Annotated in this window: 21 protein-coding genes and 1 pseudogene; 17 read left to right on the forward strand and 5 right to left on the reverse strand. The window is 68.5% G+C overall.

All coding sequences use genetic code 11. From position 1 onward, the window contains the following. Nucleotides 1–189: 189 nt before the first annotated feature. Nucleotides 190–1011 carry an NAD(+) synthase gene (nadE, locus tag ABIB51_RS02110; RefSeq protein ID WP_354185010.1) on the forward strand — a complete coding sequence of 274 codons (822 nt, stop codon included), beginning with the start codon at nucleotides 190–192 and terminating at the stop codon, nucleotides 1009–1011. Nucleotides 1012–1131: 120 nt separating this feature from the next. On the opposite strand, the gene ABIB51_RS02115 is transcribed toward nadE, so the two are convergent. Beyond that, nucleotides 1132–1908, reverse strand: a complete 777-nt coding sequence (locus ABIB51_RS02115; RefSeq protein ID WP_354185012.1) for an IclR family transcriptional regulator — start codon at nucleotides 1906–1908, stop codon at nucleotides 1132–1134. A 191-nt stretch (nucleotides 1909–2099) separates the two neighbouring features. Between ABIB51_RS02115 and ABIB51_RS02120 the strand changes: the two genes are divergently transcribed. The 3 genes from ABIB51_RS02120 to ABIB51_RS02130 are packed head-to-tail and all read left to right on the forward strand — an operon-like array spanning nucleotide 2100 to nucleotide 4778. Continuing rightward, the gene (locus ABIB51_RS02120) at nucleotides 2100–2837 is read left to right on the forward strand and encodes a CoA transferase subunit A (protein ID WP_354185014.1); all 738 of its coding nucleotides are present in this window, start codon (nucleotides 2100–2102) and stop codon (nucleotides 2835–2837) included. 43 nt (nucleotides 2838–2880) lie between these two features. Further along, the gene (locus ABIB51_RS02125; protein ID WP_354185016.1) at nucleotides 2881–3585 is read left to right on the forward strand and encodes a CoA transferase subunit B; all 705 of its coding nucleotides are present in this window, start codon (nucleotides 2881–2883) and stop codon (nucleotides 3583–3585) included. Continuing rightward, nucleotides 3582–4778: an acetyl-CoA acetyltransferase gene (locus ABIB51_RS02130; RefSeq protein WP_354185018.1), complete on the forward strand. Its 1197-nt coding sequence runs from the start codon at nucleotides 3582–3584 to the stop codon at nucleotides 4776–4778. The genes ABIB51_RS02125 and ABIB51_RS02130 overlap by 4 nt, the downstream gene beginning before the upstream one ends. A 34-nt stretch (nucleotides 4779–4812) precedes the next feature. On the opposite strand, the gene ABIB51_RS02135 is transcribed toward ABIB51_RS02130, so the two are convergent. Together ABIB51_RS02135 and ABIB51_RS02140 are read right to left on the reverse strand one after the other, a co-directional pair. Further along, complete coding sequence (locus ABIB51_RS02135) at nucleotides 4813–5514, reverse strand: ankyrin repeat domain-containing protein (RefSeq protein ID WP_502916058.1); 702 nt, start codon at nucleotides 5512–5514, stop codon at nucleotides 4813–4815. A 9-nt stretch (nucleotides 5515–5523) separates the two neighbouring features. Continuing rightward, entirely contained in the window at nucleotides 5524–6096 is a 573-nt protein-coding gene (locus ABIB51_RS02140; RefSeq protein ID WP_354185020.1) for a GlcG/HbpS family heme-binding protein, read from the reverse strand. A 188-nt stretch (nucleotides 6097–6284) separates the two neighbouring features. Here ABIB51_RS02140 and ABIB51_RS02145 point away from each other — a divergent pair, with 188 nt between their 5' ends. The 9 genes and pseudogenes from ABIB51_RS02145 to ABIB51_RS02185 all read left to right on the forward strand — a co-directional run bounded on the left by ABIB51_RS02145 (nucleotide 6285) and on the right by ABIB51_RS02185 (nucleotide 13433). Then, nucleotides 6285–7511 (forward strand): sensor histidine kinase, encoded by a 1227-nt coding sequence (locus ABIB51_RS02145; RefSeq protein WP_502916059.1) that lies wholly within the window; start codon nucleotides 6285–6287, stop codon nucleotides 7509–7511. Continuing rightward, entirely contained in the window at nucleotides 7508–8134 is a 627-nt protein-coding gene (locus ABIB51_RS02150) for a response regulator (RefSeq protein WP_354185022.1), read from the forward strand. The genes ABIB51_RS02145 and ABIB51_RS02150 overlap by 4 nt, the downstream gene beginning before the upstream one ends. Nucleotides 8135–8203: 69 nt before the next feature. Further along, complete coding sequence (locus ABIB51_RS02155) at nucleotides 8204–9259, forward strand: zinc-dependent alcohol dehydrogenase family protein (protein WP_354185024.1); 1056 nt, start codon at nucleotides 8204–8206, stop codon at nucleotides 9257–9259. 126 nt (nucleotides 9260–9385) lie between these two features. Then, complete coding sequence (locus ABIB51_RS02160) at nucleotides 9386–9703, forward strand: hypothetical protein (protein WP_354185026.1); 318 nt, start codon at nucleotides 9386–9388, stop codon at nucleotides 9701–9703. A 67-nt stretch (nucleotides 9704–9770) separates the two neighbouring features. Then, nucleotides 9771–10187: pseudogene (locus tag ABIB51_RS02165) on the forward strand (PEP/pyruvate-binding domain-containing protein); the annotation flags it as partial. A gap of 103 nt (nucleotides 10188–10290) precedes the next feature. Beyond that, complete coding sequence (locus ABIB51_RS02170) at nucleotides 10291–11340, forward strand: PEP/pyruvate-binding domain-containing protein (protein ID WP_354185556.1); 1050 nt, start codon at nucleotides 10291–10293, stop codon at nucleotides 11338–11340. 54 nt (nucleotides 11341–11394) lie between these two features. Then, nucleotides 11395–12456 carry a PEP-utilizing enzyme gene (locus tag ABIB51_RS02175; protein WP_502916066.1) on the forward strand — a complete coding sequence of 354 codons (1062 nt, stop codon included), beginning with the start codon at nucleotides 11395–11397 and terminating at the stop codon, nucleotides 12454–12456. Between the two features lie 259 nt (nucleotides 12457–12715). Beyond that, nucleotides 12716–13099, forward strand: coding sequence for a hypothetical protein (locus tag ABIB51_RS02180; protein ID WP_354185030.1), 384 nt, complete (start codon nucleotides 12716–12718; stop codon nucleotides 13097–13099). A gap of 130 nt (nucleotides 13100–13229) precedes the next feature. Further along, entirely contained in the window at nucleotides 13230–13433 is a 204-nt protein-coding gene (locus ABIB51_RS02185) for a cold-shock protein (RefSeq protein ID WP_013599688.1), read from the forward strand. A 113-nt stretch (nucleotides 13434–13546) separates the two neighbouring features. Here ABIB51_RS02185 and ABIB51_RS02190 read toward each other — a convergent pair whose 3' ends face one another. After that, nucleotides 13547–15520, reverse strand: coding sequence for an APC family permease (locus ABIB51_RS02190; RefSeq protein ID WP_354185032.1), 1974 nt, complete (start codon nucleotides 15518–15520; stop codon nucleotides 13547–13549). 154 nt (nucleotides 15521–15674) lie between these two features. Here ABIB51_RS02190 and ABIB51_RS02195 point away from each other — a divergent pair, with 154 nt between their 5' ends. From ABIB51_RS02195 to ABIB51_RS02205, 3 genes are read left to right on the forward strand one after another with little or no spacing between them, the layout of a single operon-like run. After that, nucleotides 15675–18377, forward strand: coding sequence for a DUF4118 domain-containing protein (locus tag ABIB51_RS02195; RefSeq protein ID WP_354185034.1), 2703 nt, complete (start codon nucleotides 15675–15677; stop codon nucleotides 18375–18377). Then, nucleotides 18374–19048, forward strand: coding sequence for a response regulator (locus tag ABIB51_RS02200; protein ID WP_354185036.1), 675 nt, complete (start codon nucleotides 18374–18376; stop codon nucleotides 19046–19048). The genes ABIB51_RS02195 and ABIB51_RS02200 overlap by 4 nt, the downstream gene beginning before the upstream one ends. 38 nt (nucleotides 19049–19086) lie before the next feature. Beyond that, nucleotides 19087–20877, forward strand: a complete 1791-nt coding sequence (locus ABIB51_RS02205) for a sensor domain-containing diguanylate cyclase (protein WP_354185038.1) — start codon at nucleotides 19087–19089, stop codon at nucleotides 20875–20877. 9 nt (nucleotides 20878–20886) lie between these two features. Here the strand turns inward: ABIB51_RS02205 and ABIB51_RS02210 are convergent, their stop codons facing one another. Next, the gene (locus tag ABIB51_RS02210; protein ID WP_354185558.1) at nucleotides 20887–22020 is read right to left on the reverse strand and encodes an acyl-CoA dehydrogenase family protein; all 1134 of its coding nucleotides are present in this window, start codon (nucleotides 22018–22020) and stop codon (nucleotides 20887–20889) included. Between the two features lie 274 nt (nucleotides 22021–22294). Between ABIB51_RS02210 and ABIB51_RS02215 the strand changes: the two genes are divergently transcribed. Beyond that, nucleotides 22295–24022: an AMP-binding protein gene (locus ABIB51_RS02215; RefSeq protein WP_354185040.1), complete on the forward strand. Its 1728-nt coding sequence runs from the start codon at nucleotides 22295–22297 to the stop codon at nucleotides 24020–24022. The last annotated feature ends 1 nt before the right edge of the window (nucleotide 24023 follow it).

Consider the following 24023-nt stretch of genomic DNA (forward strand, 5'->3'; position numbering starts at 1 on the left):
TTTTCGGCAAGGTTTTCGCGGCGGATTCGGCCCGGCGCTGCGCAAAATACCGTGCGCTGCGCGGATTCGCGTAGCCCAGGGTATTTTGCGCAGCGCCATTCGTTTTGCGCGTAGCGCCCTTCGCTGTCCGTGACGCCATCCGGCGGACGCAGTTGAGTCCAATTGACACCGCTGGCTAGGCTTTGAGTCATGCGTGAACTCCAGGCGATCATCATTGAAGAAATGGGCGTGCAGCCCCGGATCGACCCCGCCGGGGAGGTGCGCAAACGCGTCACGTTCCTGAAGGAGTACCTCAAGGCGACCCACACCAAGGGGTTCGTGCTGGGAGTCTCCGGTGGCCTCGATTCGTCCCTGGCCGGGCGCCTGGCCCAGCTGGCAGTCAACGAGCTGGAAGCCGAAGGGGTGGACGCGAACTTCGTGGCCGTCCGGCTGCCCTACGGCGTGCAGCATGACGAGCACGACGCCCAGGCCGCCCTGGACTTCATCGGCGCGGAAACGGAATGGACGTTCAACATCGCTCCCGCCGTGGACGGCTTCGAGCAGGAGTTCGAGAAGACCACCGGCGAGGAGGTCTCCGACTTCACCAAGGGCAACATGAAGGCCCGTTCCCGCATGATTGCGCAGTACGCCCTCGCCGGCGAGCACAACTATCTCGTGATCGGCACGGACCACGGCGCCGAGTCCGTGACCGGGTTCTTCACCAAATTCGGCGACGGCGGCGCGGACGTGCTGCCGCTGTTCGGGCTCAACAAGCGCCAGAACCGGGCCCTGCTGGCCGAACTGGGCGCTCCGGCGAGGATCTGGGACAAGGTGCCCACCGCCGACCTGCTCGACGGCAAGCCGGGCCGCACCGATGAGGATGAACTCGGCCTGAAATACGACGAGATCGACGATTACCTCGAGGGCCGCGACGTCCCGGACGACGTGGCTGAACGGATCGAACAGAAGTATCTCCGGACCCGGCACAAGCGCACCGTCCCGGTCACCATCGGCGATACGTGGTGGAAGTAGCCGGGCCAAGGAAACACTCCCTCCGGGGGCACTTTCGAGCCCTGGCTGGACCGCCTCGGCGCCAGGGTCCGGAGTGTCCGCGCCAATGTGCCCCCGGACGGCGGCCGCGTGCCGGGCCGCCTACCGGGCGCCCTGCAGCAGGGTTGAGATCCGGTGCGCCTCGTCCATCAGCAGGCGGCCCAGGAACTCGCGCCGCTCCTCCCGGAAGCGCGGCTCGATACCGGTCAGGGACAGCGCCCAGGCGGGCCGGCCGCGCTGGTCGAACACCGCGGCGCCCATCCCCCAGCTCCCTTCCAGCACCAGCCCCGGATTGACCGAGTAGCCGGCCTCGCGCGTCGCCGCCAGGTTTTTCCGGACCACCGCCTGGGTGTGGGCCGCGGCGAAGCTGCCGGCGTGCGCGGCCCAGTCCGCCAGGAACTGGTCCTGTTCTTCCGCGGGGAGGAACGCCATGATGGCGGTGCCGGCGGAGGCCACTCCCAGCGGGAAACGGACTCCCTCGTGCAGGACGAAGGAACGCACCGGAAAGCTCCCTTCCTCGCGCAACAGGCACACCGTCTCGGCGCCGCGGCGGATGGAGAAGAACGCGCTTTCGCCGGTCTCCTCGGCCAGCCGCCGGAGGCTGGGCCGGGCGATGTCCTCAAGCGGGAACCGCGCCGAGGCCACCGAACCCATCAAGAGGATCTCGGGCCCCAGCACCCAGTTGCCGCTGCGCGGTTCCTGGTCCAGCAGGCCTTCGGCCGCGAGCGAGCTCAGCAGCCGGTGCGCGGTGGGCCGGGTGAGCCCGGATTCGCGGACCAGTTCCACGAGCGGGGAGCCTTCGGGCTTGCGTCCGACAATGCGCAGCAGCGCCGCGACCCGGCTGACCACTTGGGCGCCCTGGACGGGTGCGGAGTTCATCTTTCACCTCTGGATTCCTCAATAGTATCCATATTATGGACACTGCCCATCGTAGCGTCCACACTGTAAAAATGCAGAAGATGTAGCGGAATGACGGCGTTGACAGTGGTCAGCGACACACCATAGGCTCCTTCTTCAGACGAACAGTCCACAACGTGGATTGGTGGCGAGAGCTCAATGAGGAGAAGCAAATGTCAAAGATGAAATCCAGTGCGGCCGCTGCGCTGCAGGACGTGCTGCGTGACGGCATGACGCTCGCCGTCGGCGGCTTTGGCCTCAGCGGCATTCCCGCGGACCTGATCGAGGCCGTGCGAGATTCCGGCGTCAGGGACCTCACGGTCGTTTCCAACAACATGGGCGTGGACGGCAAGGGCCTGGGGGTACTGATCGAGGCAGGCCAGGTCCGCAAGGTCATCGCGTCCTATGTGGGCGAGAACAAGCTCTTCGCCGAGCAGTACCTCGCCGGCCAGCTCGAGGTCGAGTTCACCCCGCAGGGCACCCTCGCCGAGCGCCTCCGCGCCGGCGGCGCCGGCATCCCCGCTTTCTACACCAAGACCGGCGTCGGAACCCTCGTCGCCGAAGGCAAGCCGCTGGCCGAATTCGACGGCGAGACTTTCGTCCAGGAGCGGGCCATCAAGGCCGACGTCGCCCTTGTCCACGCACACACTGCGGACACCGACGGGAACCTGATCTACCGCTACACCGCGCAGAACTTCAACCCCGTGGTGGCAGCCGCCGGTGCCGTGACCGTCGCGGAGGCCGAGGTAATCGTGGAACCCGGCGATCTCGACCCGAACCACATCATCACTCCCGGGGTCTTCGTCCAGCGCATCGTGCAGGCCAGCGGCCGCGAGAAGGACATCGAACAACGCACCGTGCGCCCCCGCCCGGCAACGGCCGACGCAGCGTCCGCCGCCGTCACCGTCTAATTCGGCACCCGCGCCGCCCCCACAATTTTTCAGGAGAAACATCATGGCTTGGACCCGGAACGAAATGGCTGCGATCGCGGCCGAAGAACTGAACGACGGCGACTACGTCAACCTCGGCATCGGCATCCCCACGCTGGTCGCCAACAATCTGCGCGAGGGCGTCCGCGTCGTCCTGCAGAGCGAGAACGGCCTGCTCGGCATGGGCCCCTTCCCCTATGAGGGCGAGGAGGACGCCGACCTCATCAACGCCGGCAAGCAGACGGTCACCGTGCTTCCCGGCGGCAGCATCTTTGACTCGTCCATGTCCTTCGGCATGATCCGCGGCGGTCACGTGAAGGTTGCCATCCTCGGCGCCATGCAGGTCTCCGGCAACGGCGACCTCGCCAACTGGACCATCCCCGGCAAGATGGTCAAGGGCATGGGCGGCGCCATGGACCTCGTCGCCGGCACTCCGCGCGTTGTGGTGCTGACCGAACACAACGCCAAGGACGGCACGGCCAAGATCGTCACCGAATGCACCCTCCCGCTGACCGGGCTGAGCTGCGTGGACCGCATCATCAGTGACCTCGCTGTCTTCGACCTTGTGAAGCAGGAACAGGAAACAAGCGGCGGCCGGCGGCTCACGCTCACGCGTCTGGCCCCGGGCGTCACCGTGGAGGAGATCCGCGAGAAGACCGAGGCGGAGTTCGACGTCGCCCTCGAGGACACCCCGGAAGCAGCACCCGAGCTCGAAGGAGCACCGGCATGAGCCTGCGTGAAAAGTTCGGCAAGGACGTCCTGCTGACCGGCTGGGGACACAGCCCCTTCGGCAAACTCACGGACGAGACCCTCGAATCCCTGATCGTGCAGGTCGCCACGGAGGCGATCGGCAACGCCGGCATCGAGCCCGGCCAGATCGACGAGATCTACCTCGGCCAGTTCAACTCCGGCATGATGCCGCTGGCCTTCCCGTCCTCGCTGGCGCTGCAGGTCTCGGAGCAGCTCGCCAACGTACCGTCCACCCGGGTCGAGAACGCCTGTGCCTCCGGCTCGGCCGCCTTCCAGCAGGGCACCAAGTCCCTCCTGGCCGGCACCGCCAAGACCGTCCTCGTGATCGGCGCCGAAAAGATGACCCACGCCGGGGCCGACGTCGTGGGCGCGGCCTTGCTGGGCGCCGACTACGACATGGCCGGCAAGGCCTCCACAACAGGTTTCACGGGGCTGTTCGCCGACGTGGCCAAGCACTACGAGAAGCGCTACCGGGCCGGCGCCCGAAGTCTCGGCGACGTCCTGGGCACCATCGCGGCGAAGAACCACCGCAACGGCGTGGACAACCCCTACGCCCAGCTCCGCAAGGACCTCGGCGAAGAGTTCTGCCGCACCGTCTCGGACAAGAACCCGATGGTGGCCGATCCGCTGCGCCGCACCGACTGCTCTCCCGTGTCCGACGGCGCCGCCGCAGTGGTGCTGAGCGTCGCGCCGACGGGCGGGGCAACCGCCCCGGTCCGGCTGGCAGGTTTCGGCCAGGCGAGCGACTTCTTCCCGGCCGAGCGCCGCGATCCCACCGCCTTCGCCGCGACTCGGGTCTCCTGGCAGCGCGCGCTGGGGATGGCCGGCGTCGGGCTCGACGACCTCGACTTCGCGGAGGTCCACGACTGCTTCACCATCGCCGAACTGCTGATGTACGAGGCCATGGGCCTGACCGAACCCGGCCAGGGCGCCCGGGCGCTCGAGGAAGGCTGGGTCTTCAAGGACGGCAAGCTCCCCGTCAACGTCTCCGGCGGCCTCAAGGCCAAGGGCCACCCCGTCGGCGCCACCGGCGTCTCGCAGCACGTCATCGCCGCGATGCAGCTCACCGGCACCGCGGGGGACATGCAGCTGGGCACCCCCCGCCGCGCCGCGGTGCAGAACATGGGCGGCGTCGGGATCGCCAACTACGTCAGCGTGCTCGAAGCCGTCTAAGTCAGCTGAACCAGCCCGCGGCCCGGAGCGGGGGTCAGCCGCGGGCCCGGATGAGGGCGGCAATCCCGCCGAAGCCCAGCCGCTCGGCGTTCTCCAGGGCCGTGCGGCCCTGGGGATCGCGGATGCCGGGGTCCGCGCCGGCCTCCAGGAGCTGCCGCACCACCTCCTGCTGTCGGGGACCTCCGTTATTGAGCAGGATTGCTTCCTGCATCGCGGTCCAGCCCAGCCTGTTGACATGGTTGACGGGGACCCCCGCCGCGATCAGGATCCGGACCGTTTCCACGTGGCCGTGTTCACTCGCCGGAATCAGTGCCGTGCCGGCGTAGCGGTTGGTACTGGCAACATCGGCACCGTGAGCGAGCGTCAGCTGCAGGATCTCGTTGAATCCTTCCGCGCCGGCATACAGGAACGCCGAGTCCTCGATTGCGTCCTTGGCGTTGACGTTGCCTCCGGCCCTGATCAGCTCCCCGACCAGCGCAAGATCGTTGGCCTTGGCGGCCCGGATCAGCGCCTGGTCCAGTTCGGCTTGCGCCTCCGCAGACAGTGCCGCTCGCGTGGACGGCGACGGCTGCGCAGAGGTTGCTGCAGCCGCCGGCGACGACGCGCCGTGTCCGGGAGTCACCTGGACCATTGGCGGCGATGACTCCAGGCGGAGGGGCCTTTCGATTTCCGGACTGCAAGCAGTTAGGCCCACCATCGCCGCGCTGATCAGCACAGCCTTCCAGAGACCGGTCATACTGGAAGACTACTTCGCTGTTCCGGCGATCGCCTCGGCACCGGCCGCCGCGCAGGCTTCATCCATCATGCCGTCCGGGGCGCCACCGACACCGATGCCGGCCACGGAAACGCCGTTGACCTTCAACGGCACGCCGCCGGGCAGGAACAGGGTGCCCGGGAGGTCGGCAATCGACGGTCCGTTGCCGTTGACGCGCTTGGCAAGTTCACTGGTGGGTGCACCGAACGCCGCCGCGGTGTAGGCCTTCTGTCTGGCCGCCTCGATGGTGTGCTCAGCGGCGTTGTCCCCGCGGAGGAGTGCCTGGACTGTGCCGAAGCGGTCCACCAGCGCCACGGTGACGAACGGGAGCTTGTCAGCCTGGCACTTGGCCAGGGCAGCATTCACGGCCTTGCCCGAGGCGCCCACGGTAATCCGGTTCTGGGACACCACGGTCTCGGGCACCGGCTGGACATCCGTGGCGGTGCTTGACTTGGAGGCCGCGACCGCTTCGGGGGCAACGGCATTGGCGGCAGCCGTGGCCACGCCCGTCAGGAGCAACGCTCCGGCCGCGGCGGTGGCGTAGATCTTGGTGGATTTCTTCATGGTGCTTCCTTCTATGAGTCCGTCTGTTCGTACGGTTCCATGCTCCCGGTCCCCGCGCAGAAGGGGATCGGTCCAACGCCTCGCCGCCCCTCATCCGTTCCGCTTGGGGCATCAGCCAAAAGGTTGAGAGACCAGCATCGGCAGGGCGCCTAGCATTAGGGGAGCGCCACACACCGGACAGGAACAACATGCCAGCAACGCCGAGCGGGACCGTGGGCAGCCCCTCCGCAGACAGAACCGCCGAGGGCACCCCCGCCGCAGACCGGCCCGGGATGGGCCGGATCGACGCCGTCGTGCACTTGAGTTTCGGTGTGCTGATGGTGGCATCCGGAGTGCGGTACGTTTTGCGGCACAGTCCCGCGGACAATCTCTGGACCGTGGCCCTGGCCGGTGCCGTGTGCGTCCTCTACGGCGTGGTGGCGGTGCTCGCGAAGCGGGGCCAGCCCTGGCTGCTGTGGATGTTCGCGCTCGTGGCCGCCTGGGCCGCACTGGTCATCGCGGCACCGAGTTTCGCCTGGTGTTCGTTCGCCCTCTTTTTCCTGTCCCGCGCGGCCTTCCGCGGCTGGGCGGCCTACCTGGCGGGGGGCGTGACAACGGTGGCCACCGCCGTCGGGCTCTACCGGCTCAGCGGGGACACCGACGTCGCCATGCTGCTTGGCCCGATCGCCGCCGGCATCCTGCTGACGCTGATCTACGACAGGATCGAGCACGACGCCGCTCTCCAGCGCCGGCTGTACGCCGAGGTCTCGCAGGCCCAGGAGCGTCTTGCAGCCAGTGAACGCGCCGCCGGGATTGCCGCCGAGCGCGAGCGCGTGTCACGCGAAATCCACGACACCATCACCCAGGGCCTGGCCAGCAGCCTGCTCCTCTTAGAGGCCGCCCAACGCTCCTGGCCCGACGCCGGCGCGAAGCTGGAGGTCCAGAAAGCGGGCAGCCTGCTGCGGCAGAACCTGGCCGATACCCGCAGCCTGGTCCACGAACTCTCCGCCCCGGGCCTGGAAAGCGGCCCGCTGCCCGAGGCCCTGCGTCAAACCGCGCTCCTCTACCTCGACGACGTCCGCCTGCAGGTCACAGGTGTCCCCCGCGAGCTTCCCGCCGAGATCCGCCACGCCCTGCTGCGCGTGACCCAGAGCGCGGCGGCCAACATCAACCTGCACGCCCGGGCGGAGCAGGCAAGCTTGACGCTGGGGTTCCTCCCGGATGCGGTGACGCTGGACGTGTTCGACGACGGCCGCGGCTTTGATCCCGGGACAGTACCGGCACCCTCTGACAAGGGCGGGTACGGCCTACGGGCCATGCGGCAGCGGGTGGAGCAGCTGGGCGGCGTCTTTTCGGTGGAAAGCTCCCCCGGCGAGGGAACCATCGTGGCCGCCCAGCTGCCGCTGCCTCCCGTCCGTGGCGAGGAGACTGCATGAATCCCATTTCCGTGCTGCTCGTGGACGACCATCTGGTGGTCCGCAGCGGACTCAAGGCGCTGCTCGGCACCCAGCCGGACATCGCCGTCGTCGCGGAGGCCGCCTCCGGCGAGGAAGCGCTCGTTGCGGTGGACGAGTTCTCCCCCGCCGTCGTCATGATGGACCTCGCCATGGGCGCAGGCATGGACGGCATCGAAGCCATCAAGCGGCTCCGCCGGCGCAACAGCAAACAGGCCATCCTGGTATTCACCACCTACGATTCCGACGCGGACATTGTGCGTGCCGTCGACGCCGGGGCCATGGGCTATTTGCTCAAGGACGCGGCACCCGAGGAGATTTTCGCGGCCGTCCGGGGCGCGATACAGGGCAGAAGCGTCATGAGCGCCCCCGTGGCCAGCAGGCTGTTCCAGCAACTGCGCAACCCTGATGAGGTCCTCACCCCGCGCGAGGCCGAACTCCTCAGCCTCCTGATCCAAGGGTTGAGCAACCGCGAGCTCGGCAAACGGCTGTTCATTTCGGAGGCCACCGTCAAGACCCACCTGGCACACATCTACGCCAAGCTCGGTGTGGAAACCCGGGCCGCCGCGATCGCCACGGCCATCCGGCGGGAAGGGATGCGCTAGGAGGACGTGGGTGCTGCCCCCGGGACTAGACTCGAATCGAGCCCAGCACCCATCTTTCAAGGAGTTTCCATGCGCGCAACCATCATCCACGGCCCCGGAGACATCCGGGTGGAAGACCGGGACTACCCCGCCGTGCAGCTGCCCACCGACGTCGTGGTCAAGGTGACCGCGTCCTGCGTCTGCGGGTCCGACCTCTGGCCGTACCGCGGCGTCAAGCCCACCCGCAAGCCGTCGGCGATCGGGCACGAGTTCATCGGCCTGGTGGAGAGCGTCGGCGACGACGTGACCGAACTGGCCGTCGGCGACCTCGTGATCGCGCCCTTCGTGGTCAGCTGCGGCGCATGCCCGCAATGCCTGGACGGCGTCACGGTGGCCTGCGACCACCTCGCCGGCTGGGGCGGCAAGGACGACACCGGCCTCGCGATCGACGGCGGCCAGGGCCAGGCAGTCCGTGTGCCTCTGGCCGAGTCCACCCTGGTCAAGGTCCCCGGCGTCACCGAGCCGGACGACGCCCTGCGCGCCAGCCTGCTGACCCTCTCCGATGTGATGGCCACCGGCCACCATGCGGCCCTCGCCGCGAAGGCCGGCCCCGGCCGGACCGTCGTCGTAGTCGGCGACGGCGCGGTGGGGCTCTGCGGCGTGCTGGCGGCAAAGCGCCTCGGGGCGGAACGGATCATCGCCATGTCCCGGCACGCCGACCGGCAGGCGATCGCCCGCGAGTTCGGCGCGACCGACATCGTGGCCGAACGCGGCGAGGACGGCGTCGCCAAGGTCCGCGAACTCCTCGGCGGAGTACTTGCCGACTCCGTGCTGGAGTGCGTCGGAACCAAGGAATCCATGGAGCAGGCCCTCCACAGCGTGCGTCCCGGCGGCGCCCTGGGCTTTGTCGGCGTCCCGACCGGCGGCGCCGAAGCCCCGCTGCGCTACCTCTTCGACACCAACATCTCGATCGCGGGCGGCATGGCTCCGGCCAGGACCTATATCCCGGAGCTGCTGGCGGACGTGCTCGACGGCACCATCAATCCGGGCCGGGTCTTCGACGTCGTCATGCCGCTGGAGGAAGCGCCCGAGGCGTACCGGGCCATGGACGAACGGCGCGCGATCAAGGTCCTGCTGACCCCCTAGCCGGGCGCTCACGACGGCGGCGGCCGGCTTTTGCGGGAGCTGTTGCACCGGCTCTTGCACTGCCAACACGGCGGGTCTACCGTGATGCGCATCAGCATCAGCGTCCGCCGCCGTCGAGGAGCCATCATGGCCAGGTTTGTGCAGATCATCGAATTTCAGACCTCCCGCATCGAGGAAATTGAAGAGCTCGGCCGCCCCTCCAGGACGGACGGAAGCACGGCCCCCACGTTCGGCCGCATCGTTGCCACCGCGGACCGCGATCGTCCCGGAACGTACTTCACGATCGTCGAGTTCGAGTCCTACGAGTCGGCCATGGAGAATTCCGGCCGGCCGGAAACGTCGGACTTCGCCGCGAAGATGGCCGCCCTGTGCGACGGCCCTCCTGTCTTCCGCAATCTGGACGTCATATGGGAGGACACCGGCGGCGCCGCGGAGCATTCCTAGGAGCGGGACCGTGGTTGCTGCAGACCGTACTCCCCCGGTCAGGCGCACGTCGGCCGCGCCCCTCGTCATGGACCTCAAGGAGGCCGGGTCGGCTCCGCCGGGCCTCGTGGGCGGCAAGGCCCTGAACCTCGGCAAGCTGCTGGCGGCCGGTTTCCCCGTCCCGGCCGGTTTCTGCCTGACCACGAATGCCTACGAACTGGCAGCCCAGGCAGGCCTCGGCACCATCGCGGCCGAACTCGATGCGGAGAATGACGGGGCCGCACCGCAAAGTGCCGCGTCGCGCTCATATGCCCAGCGCGCCCGGGAGCTGGTTGCAGCATCGCCGGTCCCGCCGGACGTGGCGGCGGCGCTCCGCACGGCCTACGCCGCGCTCGGCGACGCACCGGGCGACGAACCGGGCGACGAACCCGCGGTCGCTGTACGGTCGTCAGCCACTGCGGAAGACCTGCCGTTCGCCAGTTTCGCCGGCCAGCAGGACTCCTACCTGGACGTTGTCGGCGCCGAAGCCGTGATCGACTCCGTCCGGCAGTGCTGGGCCTCGCTCTGGAGCGAGCGGGCGGGCGGTCGCATACCGGTCAGCCAATGGAATCAGCCACCACGACGTCGGCCTCGCCGTCGTGGTCCAACGGTTTGTCGGCGCCGGGACCGCCGGCGTCCTCTTCACGGCCAACCCCGTCACCGGAACACGCACAGAGACAGTCATCGACGCCAGCCCCGGCCCAGGGCTGGCGGTCGTCTCCGGGGCGGTCAACCCCGACCACTTTGTGCTGGACACGGCCACGGCCTGGGTCCTGCTCCGTGCCCCCGGCGGACCGGAACCCGGCCGCAAACCAAGCCTCAGCAATGCGCAGCTGAGCCGGCTCACGTCCTCAGGCGACGCCGTCCAGAGCCTCTTCGGCTGCCCGCAGGATGTGGAGTGGCTCATCGACGCGTCGGGCAAGCTCTGGCTGACCCAGTCGCGGCCGATCACCACGCTCTATCCGCTGGAAGACCCGCTCTCCAGCGATCCGACGGCCATGGCATCGGAGGCCGACGGAACGCGTGTTTACCTCTGCGGCACCCTGCTTCAGGGCCTCACCCGCCCGATCACGCCGCTGGGACTCTCGGTCCTCGGTGGAATGCGCAACGGGAAGGGGACCTGGAAGTACTTCAATCCCGGGCTGCGCATGTACGTCGATTTAACCCCCGCTTTGCGCAGCAGATTCGGCCGACGCTATCTGCTCCGGTTCCTGCCCCTGGTGGACGGTCGGTCCGCGAGCGTAATTCCGGTGCTCCTGGCTGACCCAAGATTCCGGGTGATCAGGCGGTCCCGAAAATTCCCGTCCAAACCGAAGCCTGCGGACAAAAACCCTGCGGACAAGGCGGCAGGACGGGGTCCCGGGACGACGGCCGGCCTGCGCCGGATGCTCGCGTTGCTGCGCGCGCTGCTCCGGGCTGCGTTCCGGCCCGAGGCGGAACTGCGACGGGCCAAGGCGTTCGGGAAGCGGCTCGAAGCTGAACTGGCGCTGCCGTCACCCGCGACCGCGTTGCAACGGCTGGACTACGCCGAGCGCAGCATGGACCGGATGGTCGACGGGCTGATCCAGGCCACCCTGCCCGCACCCGTCGTCGGCTACATCATGCTGGCCGGGGCCTGACGGCTGCTTCGCGGTATTGCCCAGCCACGCGAGCTGGAAGCAGTACTGCGCGGACTGCCACACAACGTGACCACCGAGATGGACCTGAAACTCTGGGACCTCGCAGTCGCCGTCGGCCGTGACCCGGCGTCCCGCGGGGCGTTCCTGCGGCAACGCCCGGAGGAACTCGCCCGCCGGTTCCGCGCCGGCGCCCTGCCCGCGCCGGCACAGGCCGGCGTCCGGACCTTCCTCACGCAGTACGGCCACCGGGCCGTGGCGGAGATCGACCCCGGCATGCCGCGGTGGTCCGAGGAACCGGACCACATCCTCGGCATGATCACCAACTATCTGCACGTCGAGGACCCCGAGCAGGCTCCCGACCGGCAGTTCGCCCGCGCGGCGGAACACGCCGAAGCCCGGATCCGCAGCCTCGTGGAGCGGGCGGCGGCACGTGGCCGCTGGCGGGCGCGGCTCGTTCGGCTGTGCCTGCGCCGGGCCCGGGAACTGTCCGGGCTGCGGGAACTGCCCAAGTTCTACATCGTGATGGTGCTGGCGGAAATGCACCGGCAGCTCGCCGGGGTGGGCGCCGAACTGGCCCGGACCGGCTGCATCGCGAGCCGGGACGACGTCTTCTTCCTGGACTTCGACGAGATCCGCGTCGGCCTGCGCGGCGCCGGCTTGTGGGCCGTGGTCGCGGACCGCCGGCGGCTCTATGACCTGGAATTGCGACGGCGGCATATCCCCCGGCTCTTGCTGTCCGACGGCACAGACGTCGAGGCGGCCATGATGGCCAAGTCCGGCGCCTCCGACGGCTTGTCCGGCACCCCGGCTTCGGCCGGCTCCGCCACGGGAAAGGTGCGGGTGATCCTGGACCCCGTGGGCGCCCGGCTTGAGCCCGGCGAAATCCTGGTGGCGCCCTCCACCGATCCGGGCTGGACCCCGTTGTTCATGACCGCAGGGGCCTTGGTCATGGAAATGGGCGGGGTCATCTCGCACGGAGCCGTCGTGGCCCGCGAATACGGCATCCCCGCCGTCGTGGGCCTGCCGGACGCCACCACCCGGCTGCACACCGGCCAGACCGTCACGGTGGACGGCTCCGCCGGCACAGTCACGGTTGCCCGTCCAGCACGGAGTTAGCACAGCTGTGCCAGGCGGATCCGGAATCCGGCGGGCCCTCCCCGCGGGCCGGCGATCGGGCTTATGTTAAGTCCTTGGTGTCTACAGGCCACAACGCCCCGGGGGTTCCGGAGCCGGACCCCGGGGTGTTCGGCCCGGGGCTGATCGATGAGGCCGCCCGGCTGGATGCCGCGCTTCGCAGCGGCCGGAACTGTTCCGGAGCCTCACGTTGCTCAGCTGCCCGCCGGGGCCCGGCCAGTGCTTCCGCAGCGTCCAACGGGTGGGACGGTTAAGCAAGTGGGTCGACGGCCGGCTCGGTGCAGCGCTGATGATCTGGGGCATCCGAAGCAACGTCATCCGCGTGCCGCCGAACCGGATGCGCTTTGTGAACCAGCGGTTCAGTCTCACCCGCCGGGAGTCAGTGCGCGACATCATCGGGCTGATGCGGCACGCGCCCGATCTCAGGCCGGTCCTGGCCGCGGCGTCGCTGCCGAAATTTGTCGCCGTCCGGGAACACGACCTTTGGCCGCTCGCGTTGCACCGCCGCTTCGCGCAGTCGATCGGCGCGAAGATTGCTGTGTACCGGGGTGGGCACAGCCCCAGTGAAACCTCGCCCCACCAGATGAGCAGGGACCTGATCGCCCTCTACGCCGGCGCCGGATGACGGAAATGGGCCCATTTGCCCCTTGCACCACGGCCCGCCGCCCCGTACGTTGGGGGACAGCGGACGAATGTCTCCGCAGCCGTTGGCCTCATGGCCGCCGGAGATCAGCAGCATTTCAGAAGGATATGGCATGGCTACAGGCACAGTTAAATGGTTCAACGCCGAAAAGGGTTTTGGCTTCATTGCCCCGGATGACGGGTCAGCCGACGTTTTCGCCCACTACTCGGCAATCGCCAGCAGCGGCTACCGCTCACTGGACGAGAACCAGAAGGTCGAGTTCGACGTCACCCAGGGTCCGAAGGGCCCGCAGGCCGAGAACATCCGACCGCTCTAATGACTTAGGAAGGCAGCACCGGCCACGCCGGGACGCTTTCCGTGAACGCCACAAACGCCCCTCCGGATTCCTCCGGAGGGGCGTTTGTGGTGTGCGCCGCCCGCCCTACGCGCTCAGCCGACGTGGACCCACGGGCGCTTCGTGATGTCCGGTTCCGCTTCGCGCAGCACTTCTCGGGTGACCGGGGCGATCTCGCCTTCGCCGAAGGCCAGGAAGCGCAGGAGATTGGTGACCGGGTTGCCCTCGGTCCAGCGGAAATAGATATGCGGCATCAGGCCCGTCACGTCGCGGATATGGAACAGGACCGAGGCGATCGTGTTGGGGACCACGGGGCCGTGCACCTCAAGGATCCGGTAGCCGTGCCGGGTGATGCCGCGGACCTGCAGTTCCGTCTCGAAGTCCGAGGAATCGTCAACCACCACTTCGAGGAAGAGCGCCTGGTAGTCGAGCGGCAGATGGCTGACCTCGATAGCGGAGTCCAGTTTCTGCCGATAGGCCTCTTCACTGAGCCGGAGGGGCTCGTGGGCAATGATCCGCAGGGGCCCGTCCATTTCATCCGACATGAACTCCAGGGCTTCCCGGTCCAGATGCACGTGGGTGGCATGCAGCTCGAAGGAGCGCCGGACCCGCGAGAGCAGCGAGATGACGATGATGCCCAGGATAAAGACCGAGGCGATCCGGATGCCTTCGGGCCGTTCAATGATGTTCACGACAGTCGTGTAGATGAAGACCACGGCGATGGTGCCGAAGCCGAAGGAGCGTTTGCGCTGCTTCCGGCGGCGGGCCGACAGCGTGACGGCGACCGCCGCGGAGGTCATCAGCACCAGGACGCCGGTGGCATACGCGCCGCCCTGGGCGTCGACGTCGGCGTCGAAGAGCCACGTGATCAGGAACCCGACCAGGGTGAAGACGAGCACCAGCGGGCGCACGGCCCGGGCCCAGCCCGGGGCCATCCCATAGCGGGGAAGGTAGCGCGGCACCAGGTTCAACAGGCCCGCCATGGCAGAGGCGCCGGCGAACCAGAGGATGGCGATGGTGCTGAGGTCATAGACGGTGCCGAAGCCGTTCCCGAGATATTCATGGGCCAGGAAGGCCAGCGCGCGCCCGTTCGCCTGCCCGCCGGGCTGGAATTCGTGCTCCGGGATGAGGACCACGGTGGTGAAACTAGTGACGATGAGGAAGCTGCTCATGATCAGCGCGGCCGTCGTCAAGAGCTTGCGCGCGCCCTGGATGCGGCCTGCGGGGTGCTCTTCGGTGTCGCTGGCATGGCCGCGGATCTGCGGCATGACGGCCACGCCTGTCTCGAACCCCGACAGGCCGAGGGCCAGTTTGGGAAAGACGAGCAGGGCAAAACCGACGGCCAGGAGCGGATTCCCGTGCGAGGTGGAGATCGCCTGCCACCAGTTGCCCACGGCCAGCGGATGCGTGAACACTTCGAAGAGGGACGCGGCGACCACCACGAGGTTCAGTCCCAGGTAGACGGCGACCAGCACGACGGCGATGCCGATGGCCTCCTTGAAGCCGCGCAGGAAGACAGCCCCCAGCAGTGCGAGCAGGAACAGCGTGACCGGCACGCTCTGGCCCTGCAGCCAGCCGGGCGCCATCGGGTTCTGGACCAGATGCGCGGTGGCGTCCGCTGCCGACAGCGTCATGGTGATCATGAAGTCCGTTGCGGCGAAGCCCAGCAGCACGAGGACAAAGAGTTTGCCGCCCCACCGTGGCATCAGCCGCTCCAGCATGGCGATGGAGCCCTCGCCGCGGTGGCTCTCCCCCGCCACACGGCGGTAGACGGGCAGTGCGCCGAGGAGCGTGATGGCCACAAGGACCAGGGTTGCCAGCGGCGAAATCACTCCGGCGGCGAGCGCCGCGATCGCGGGCTGGTAACCGAGCGTGGAGAAGTAGTCCACACCGGTGAGGCACATGACCTGCCACCAGGGATGCTTCTTCTCCTGGGCTGCCGGCACTCCGCCTGGGCCTTGGTGGCTCCCCCTGCTGTCCTGCAAGCCGAACAGCAGCCAGTTCTTCAAAGTGTTCCGCGGCGGCCGGACAGCCGAAGGATCGGCCGGTGGCCTGCTCAGCGTGGTCATATCTTCCTTTCCCCGCGACGCCGTGCGCCGCATTGCTCCTATTTGCGAAGCTAGCAGCGGCTGGCGCCGCTGACCCCTGCCGGGCGCCCATCTTGACGAATCCTTGACGCCGATGTGGCCGGACGCACAGTGCGGAAACTGGAAGAATGACTGCATGGCACGTGGAACGCTGCGTATCTTCCTGGGGTCAGCACCCGGCGTCGGCAAGACCTACGCGATGCTCCGTGAGGGGCACCGGCTGCGCAGCCACGGCGAGGACGTGGTGGTGGCCGCAGCCAGGGACCGCGGCCGCAGGGAAACCCGGGAGCTGCTGGAAGGACTCGAGCCGATCCCGGTCTCCCAGGTGCTGATTGACGGGGTTCTGGTCGAAGGCATGGACCTGGACGCGGTGCTTCAGCGCTCCCCCGTCACCGCAATGGTGGATGAGTACGCGCACCAGAACGTCCCCGGCAGCCGGAATCCGCACCGCTGGCAGGACATCGACGAGATGCTGGACGCCGGGATCAACGTCCTCTCCACCCTGGACGTCCAGCACCTCGCCTCCCTCAGCGACGTCGTCAGCGCCATCACCCGGGTCCGCCCCGCCCAGAGCGTTCCGGATGAGGTCGCCCGGCGCGCCGATCAGATCCAGCTCGTGGACATCTCCCCCGACGTCCTCCGCCAGCGGCTCGCGGACGGCAAGATCGTCGCGGCGGACAGGATCGACGCGGCCCTGTCCAACTACTTCCGGCCGGGGAACCTGGCGGCACTGCGCGAACTCGCACTGCTGTGGCTCGCGGACCGGGTGGACGAGAGCCTGGCCAGCTACCGGGAGGGAAACGGGATCGATGACAGCTGGCTGGCCCGCGAGCGCATCGTCGTCGGGCTGAAAGGCGGCCCGGAAGGGGAGGCCTTGATCCGCCGTGGGGCGAGGATCCTCAACCGGGTCAACGGCGGTGACCTGCTGGCCGTGCATGTCCGGGCGACGGAGGGCGTCGCCGGCGAGTCCCCGCAAGCCCTGGAAGCCCAACGGCGTCTGGTCCAGGATCTCGGCGGCAGCTACCACGTGGTGGCCGGGGAGGACCCGGCCGCCGCCCTGCTGGACTTCGCCCGGAGCGTCAACGCCAGCCAGATCGTCCTCGGCATCTCCCGGCAGGGCAAGGTCCACGGGCTCCTGAAGGGGCTCCGCGGCGGTGCCACGGGTGCCAGGGTGGCCCGGAACTCCGGCGACGTCGATGTCCATATGGTGTCCCATCCGCTCGGCGACGGCGGCGCAGGCGGCCTGCGCCGCCGACAGGACCTGGGCCGGGCCCGGGTCACCGTCGGATTTGCGCTGGCCATTTTCCTGCCGGCGCTCCTGCAGTGGGTCCTCGCGGACAGCCCCGAAAAGAACCTGGCCACGTCCGTCCTCGTCCAGCTCACGGGCTCCGTCACCGTGGCGCTCATCGGCGGGCTGTGGCCGGCAATCCTCGCGGCGCTCTGGAGCAGCCTGCTGGTGAACTACTTCTCCACGCCGCCGCTGGGGAACCTGGCCATCAGCGATTCGGAGAATGTGCTCGCCCTGCTCGTCTTTGTAGGAGTATCAGCCGCGGTAGCCACCGTAGTTGACGTCTCGGCCCGGCGGTCCAAGGAAGCCGCTCTGGCCCGCGCCGAAGCCACCACCCTGGCGGACCTCTCCCGCGGCGCGGCCGACGCGGAGGACACCGTCGTCGGGTTGCTGGAACAGGCCGTGGATGTGTTCCAGGTCCGGGGCGCGGCGCTGTTCAGCCTGCCCGACGACGTCGAAAGTGAGGGCGGCGGCACCCGTACTGACGGTTCCCGGCCCGGCTGGCGCCTGGTGGCAAGCGCCGGCGAGATTCCGTCGACCGCGGCCGGGCCCGGCGGCGCCCCCGGCACCGCAGGCATCCAGGGCGACAACGTGGAACAGATCGACGCCACCACATGCCTGGTCCTCTCCGGGCGGGTCCTGCCGGCGAGCGACCGACGTCTGCTCGGGGCCTTCGGCGTGCACCTGGTGGCGCAGCTGGAACGCCAGCGGCTGCTGGCCAGCCGCAACGAAGTCCAGCGACTGGCCGAGAGCAACACCATGCGGACCTCGATCCTCCGCGCCGTCTCGCACGATCTCCGCACGCCCCTGGCCGGAATCAAACTTGCCGTGGGCGGCCTGCGCCAGCAGGGCGTCAGCTATACCGCCGAGGAAGAGCAGGAACTCCTGGCAACCATCGAGGAGTGCTCGGACCGGCTGGACGTGCTGGTGGGGAACCTGTTGGACATGTCCCGGATCACGTCCGATGCCATCGTGCCGCTGCTGCGGCCGGTGCGCTGGCAGGAAGTCATCCCCGGCGGCCTGCACGGTGTCGCCCCGGACCGGGTGCGCGCCGAGCTGCCCGCCAACATGCCCGAGGTCGACGCGGACCCGGGGATGCTGGAGCGCGTCATTGCGAACATCGTCGAAAACGCCGTGAAGTACGCCCCCGGTTCCGACGTCGTCCTGGCCGGTGCCGCCGGCGGCCTGAGCCAGGCCACCCTGGCCGGCCGTCCGGTCGGCGAGCTGCGCATCATCGATCACGGCGCGGGCGTCCCCGCGGAGCGGGTCGTCGAAATGTTCCGGCCGTTCCAACGTCTCGACGACGCCTCGCCGGCCGCCGGCGTCGGGCTGGGCCTGGCCGTGGCAAAGGGGTTTACCGAGGCGATGGGCGGCAGGCTGACCGCGGAACCCACCCCCGGCGGCGGCCTGACCATGGCCATCAGCCTCCCGCTGTCCTCAGGCGTACCGTTCGACGCGCCGCCGGAACAGGCCCCGCTGGAGCCGCAATCGGCCATTCTGCGGCGCCACCACGCCCCGCCGATCCTCAGCTCCGGGACGGACACGCCGTGACTGCCGTGCTGGTGATTGATGATGACCCGTACCTCCTGCGCGCCCTGCGGATCACCCTGCAGGCCCACGGCTACGCCGTCAGCACGGCCGCGGACGGACGCTCCTCGCTGCTCGCCGCCAGACAGAACGCCCCGGCAGTGGTGATCCTGGACCTGGGCCTTCCGGACATGGATGGCACCAGCGTCATCCGGGAGCTGCGGAGCTGGAGCGAGGTCCCGATCCTCGTGCTCTCCGCGCGGCACGGCTCCGAGGACAAGGTGCAGGCCCTGGACGCCGGCGCAGATGACTACATCACCAAACCCTTCGGACTCGATGAGCTCCTGGCCCGCCTTCGGGCGCTGCTGCGCCGCAGCATCGATCCGGAGCAGTCCCCGGTCATCACCGCGGACGCGTTCACCGTGGACCTTGGCAAGCGCACGGTACAGCGAGACGGCCAGGAGGTCCGCCTGACCCCCACCGAATGGCACATGCTCGAAGTGCTGGTCCGGAACCCCGAAAAGCTCGTCACCCAGCAGCAGCTGCTCTCCGAGGTCTGGGGACCGGCCTACGCCAAGGAAACCAACTACCTCCGGGTCTACATGGCGCAGCTGCGGCGCAAGCTGGAGCCGGACAGCGCCAACCCCCGCCACCTGATCACCGAGGCCGGGATCGGCTACCGCTTCCGGCCCTGACAGTTTTCCCTGTCCCCCGCGCCGTGGATACTTGGGCCATGACGATTCGCAGGGTCCCGGACGAGGACGACGCACTGCTGCCGCAGGTGGAGGAGCTTTCTGCGCAGATGCGCGCAATCCTCAACGGCATTCCGGCGATGGTGGCCTACTGGGATCCGGAGCTCCGCAACCGGATGGCCAACGAGCCCTACTGCGCCTGGTTTGGGGTCGCTGCCGGGGAACTGCGGGGCATGCACCTCCGCGAGCTGCTGGGCGAGTCCGTCTTCAGCGAGAACCGCCCCTACCTGGCCAAGGTCCTCAACGGCGAGCCGCAGACGTTCGAGCGGACCCTGGTGGACGCTGACGGCACGGCGCGCCATACCGAGGTCTCCTACCGGCCGGACACGCGGGACGGTGAGCTCCGGGGCTTCTTCGTCATTGTCACCGATGTCACCGAAAAAGTGCAGGCGGAACGGCGGCAGCAACGCGACCTGGACCGGTACCGTGCACTCGCGCGCAGCGTGCCGGGCGTCTTTGTCCTCCTCTTCGACGCCGACCTGCGCTACCTCATTGCCGAAGGCCAGGAGCTCGAGGCCTTTGGCTACCGCTCGGGCGAGCTGGAGGGCCGGCGTATCCACGAGGTCCTGGACGACTCCCTGGCCAACGAGCTGGAGCCCCGGTACCGCGCCGCCCTGGCCGGATCCAAGTCGGAATGGAGCCGCCGGATCGGTCACCGCACCTACCGGCTGACGGCCGGACCCGTTTACTCCGACGACGACGCGACGGCGGGCATGGTGGTGGCCGTGGACGTCACCGAACGGCTGCAGCAGCAGCAGATCTGGGAGGCACTGCACCAGATAGCCACCGCAGTCGCCCGCAACGAGGCCCCCGCTGCCATCTCCGAGCAGGTCGCCGTCATAGTTCGCGAGCTGTTCGCCGTGGACTCCGCCGCCGTCGTCCGCTTTACCGGCCCGACGTCGGCGGAGGTCATTGCCATGGCACCAGCCATGCCTCCGACCCTGAGCCGCAAACACATTTTTTCCCCGACTGACGAATCTGCCAACGTCCGGGTCGCCGTGACCGGCAAGCCCGCCCTGGTCGTCTACGGACCGGCCGGCGGCACAGCCGCGGAACAGATGCGGGCCGGCGGGTTCCAGTCCGCAGCCGCGGCGCCCGTCCGGGTCGGGGGCAGCCTGTGGGGCGCGGTCAGCCTGACGTCGAAGTCCCGGACCGGCGTCACCAGCGACATGCTGGTGCGGCTGACCCAGTTCGCCGAGCTCGTGGAGATCGCCATCGGCAACACCGAGGCCAGGGCGAGCCTGGAACTGCAGGCCACCACCGACGCCCTGAGCGGCCTGCCCAACCGGCGCGCACTGGAATACCACCTCAGCCACCAGACGGAGCTGGCCAGGAGCCGCGGGACGAGCCTGAGCGCCGTCGTCCTGGACATCGACCACTTCAAGAAGGTCAACGACACCTTCGGCCACCTGATGGGCGACGTGGTCCTGGCCGAGGTTGCGGCCCGGCTCCGGGAGGTGGCCCGGCAGACGGAGGTCATCGCCCGCTTCGGCGGCGAGGAGTTCGTCTGGCTCCTCCCCGGCACCGACGGCGCCGAGGCACTGCAGGCCGCGGAGCGGGCGCGCGCGGCCATCGCGTCCGAGCCCTTCGGCGACGCCGGCTACCTGACCGTCTCGGCCGGAGTCTGCGACTTACGGGACGCGGGGCCGGACACGCTGCTGGCCTGCGCGGACCGGGCGCTGTACGCGGCCAAGAACGGCGGGCGCAACCGGACCCTGAGGTACGGCTACCCGGCCGGCGGGGTCATGCTCACAGCTGTCCCGAAAACCTGACGGAACGGCCTAGACGAAGGCCGACTTCCCCGTCACCGCCCGGGCCACGATCAGCGAGTTAATCTCGTAGCTGCCCTCGTAGGTGTAGAGGATTTCGGCGTCGCCGAAGAGCTTGCCCATCTCGTAGTCACTGCTGATGCCGTTGCCGCCCATCAGGGACCGGCCCATGGCCACCGACGCCCGGGCAAGCCGGGTGGTGGTGGACTTGGCCATCGCCGCCTGGACCATCTCCAGCTTGCCCTCCTCCTGGATCCTGGCCAGCTGCGCCATAAGCGCCAGCGAGGCGGTGGCATTGCCGAGGATCTCGGCCAGCTGCTGCTGGATGAGCTGGAAGCGCGCCAGCTCCTTGCCGAACTGCTTGCGCTGCAGCGAGTAGGCGCGCGCGACGTCGAACGCCGCCAGCTGGATCCCGGCACCTTGCCAGCCCACCCAGGCGCGCGAATCCCGCAGGAGCTCGTTCGCCCTGGAGAAGTCGGTGGCCCCCGGCAGCATGTTGGACGCGGGGATCCGCACGTCGTCGAGGACGATGTCCGCGTTCTGCATGATCCGCAGCCCGATCTTGTTCGCGATCTTCGTGGCCGTGTACCCGGGACGGTCCGTCTCCACGATGAAGCCCTTGATCTGCTGGTCCGCGACGTCCCGTGCCCAGACCAGGGCGAAGTCCGCGATGGTGCCGGCGCCGATCCAGCGTTTGGCGCCGTTGATGACCCACTCCCCGTCCTCGAGCCGCGCGGTGGTGGCCAGCCCGCCGGCGATGTCCGAGCCGTGGTCCGGTTCGGTGAGGGCAAAGGCGCCAAGCCGGGTAAAGGCCGTGAGCCCCGGCAGCCAGCGCGCTTTCTGCTCTTCCGAGCCGAGCTGGTCGATCATCCCGACGATCAGCTCATTGTGGATCCCCACCAGCGCCGAGAGCGAGACGTCGGCACGCGCCACCTCGACATACATCAGCCCCTTGAACAGCTTGGACGTACCGTCGGTCTGCAGGCCGCCGAGGCCGTATTTGCCGAGTTCGGCGAGCAGGCCGAAGGGGAATTCCTCGCGGTTCCAGTAATCGATCGAGGCCGCCCGGATGCGGGACTGCAGGAAATCGCGCACCTCCTGGTACCGGGCCCGCTCCGCCGGGGGCAAGAGATCCACGATGTACATCAGGTCGGCGTCCGGGAACGGCGGCGCCAGCACTATCTCCGCGGCGAGACCGGTATTGGCCTTGCTCTCGGTGGTCGCTCCGCTGGCACGTCGTTGTGGCTGCACGGGCAGGTATCCCTTCGTCATGTGCCGCTTCTGGAGCAGCGTCGCTCTTCCAAACCCTTGGATGTCCTAGTATATTGCAAAGTGATGGGGATCACTAGGCGACTGGTGGTCCCCGGGGCAACGGCGCCGGGCCCGGACGGCCGCGCCACCGGACTTCGAAGGGTGCACCATGACAGTCACTGAGGCGTTCCGCGCCGCACGCGACCACCTGCTTGACCTCCGCAAGGACTACGGCGCAGCGCGCAGCGAATTCCAGTGGCCACGGTTCGAGGAGTTCAACTTCGCCCTTGACTGGTTTGACCAGATCGCCGCGGATCCGGCCAAGGCTGACAGGCCCGCCCTCGTGATCGTCGAGCAGGACGGTTCCGCGACGCGGCGCAGCTTCTCGGACCTCTCCCGCGGCTCCGCCCAGGTGGCCAACTGGCTGCGCAGCCAGGGCGTGCGGCGCGGCGACCGGATGATCATCATGCTCGGCAACCAGGTGGAGCTCTGGGAGCTGATGCTGGCCGGTATCAAACTCGGCATCGTGATGATTCCCACCACCACGCTGATGGGCGCCGCTGACCTGCAGGACCGGGTGGAGCGCGGCGAGGCGGACTGGGCCGCCGTAGGAAGCGCCAATATCGGCAAGTTCGCGGACGTCCCGGGCCGCTACACCCTGATTGAGGTCGGCGCCGGCGGGAGCAGCAGCACCGGCGCGCTGCAGTACACCGATTCCCAGGACGCCGACGCGGCCTTCACTCCGGACGGGCCGACGCTGGCGGATGAGACCCTGCTGCTCTACTTCACCTCGGGCACCACCTCCAAGGCCAAGCTCGTGGAACACACGCATACGTCCTACCCGGTGGGCCACCTGTCCACGATGTTCTGGATCGGGCTGGAACCGGGCGATGTGCACCTCAACGTGGCCTCGCCGGGCTGGGCGAAGCATGCCTGGTCCAATGTGTTCACACCGTGGATCGCCGAGGCCTGCGTGTTCATCTACAACTACGAGCGTTTCGACGCCAAGGCCATGATGGAACAGATGGACCGCGAGTCCGTGACGAGCTTCTGCGCGCCGCCCACCGTGTGGCGGATGCTGATCCAGGCCGACCTGACCCTGCTGAAGAACCCGCCCACCAAGGTGGTCTCCGCCGGTGAGCCGCTCAACGCCGAGGTGATCGACCAGGTCCACCACGCCTGGGGCCAGACCATCCGGGACGGCTTCGGCCAGACCGAATCCACGGTCCAGATCGCCAACACCCCGGGCCAGCCGATCAAGATCGGCGCCATGGGCAAGCCGCTGCCGGGCTACGACGTCGTCCTCGTGGACCCCGCCACCGGCGAAGAGTCCGACGACGGCGAGCTGTGCCTGCGCCTGGACCCCCGGCCCGTCGGGCTGATGAAGGCCTACTACGGTGACCCGGAGAAGACCGCGGAGGCCTTCCGCGACGGCTATTACCACACCGGGGACATGGCGAGCCGGGACGAGCGCGGCATCATCACCTACGTGGGCCGCGGCGACGACGTCTTCAAGTCCTCCGACTACCGGCTCTCCCCCTTCGAGCTGGAGAGCGTGCTGATTGAACACCCGGCGGTGGCGGAAGCCGCCGTCGTGCCTTCCCCCGATCCGATGAAACTCTCGGTCCCCAAGGCGTTTGTGGTCCTGGCGGCCGGGCATCAGCCCGGCCCGGAGCTGGCCGAGGAAATCCTGCGATATTGCCGCGACCACCTGGCCCCGTTCAAGCGGATCCGCCGGCTGGAGTTCGCCGAGCTGCCCAAGACGATTTCCGGCAAGATCCGGCGCGTGGAGCTGCGGCACAGCGAGGAAGTACGCCACGGCGGCGGAACGGTTCCGGCCGGACTCGGGACCGAATACTCGGAGGCCGATTTCCCCGGCCTCAAGGGCCAGGGGTAGC

It is taken from the genome of Arthrobacter sp. UYCu712 (genome assembly GCF_040547005.1).
GTDB lineage: Bacteria > Actinomycetota > Actinomycetes > Actinomycetales > Micrococcaceae > Arthrobacter.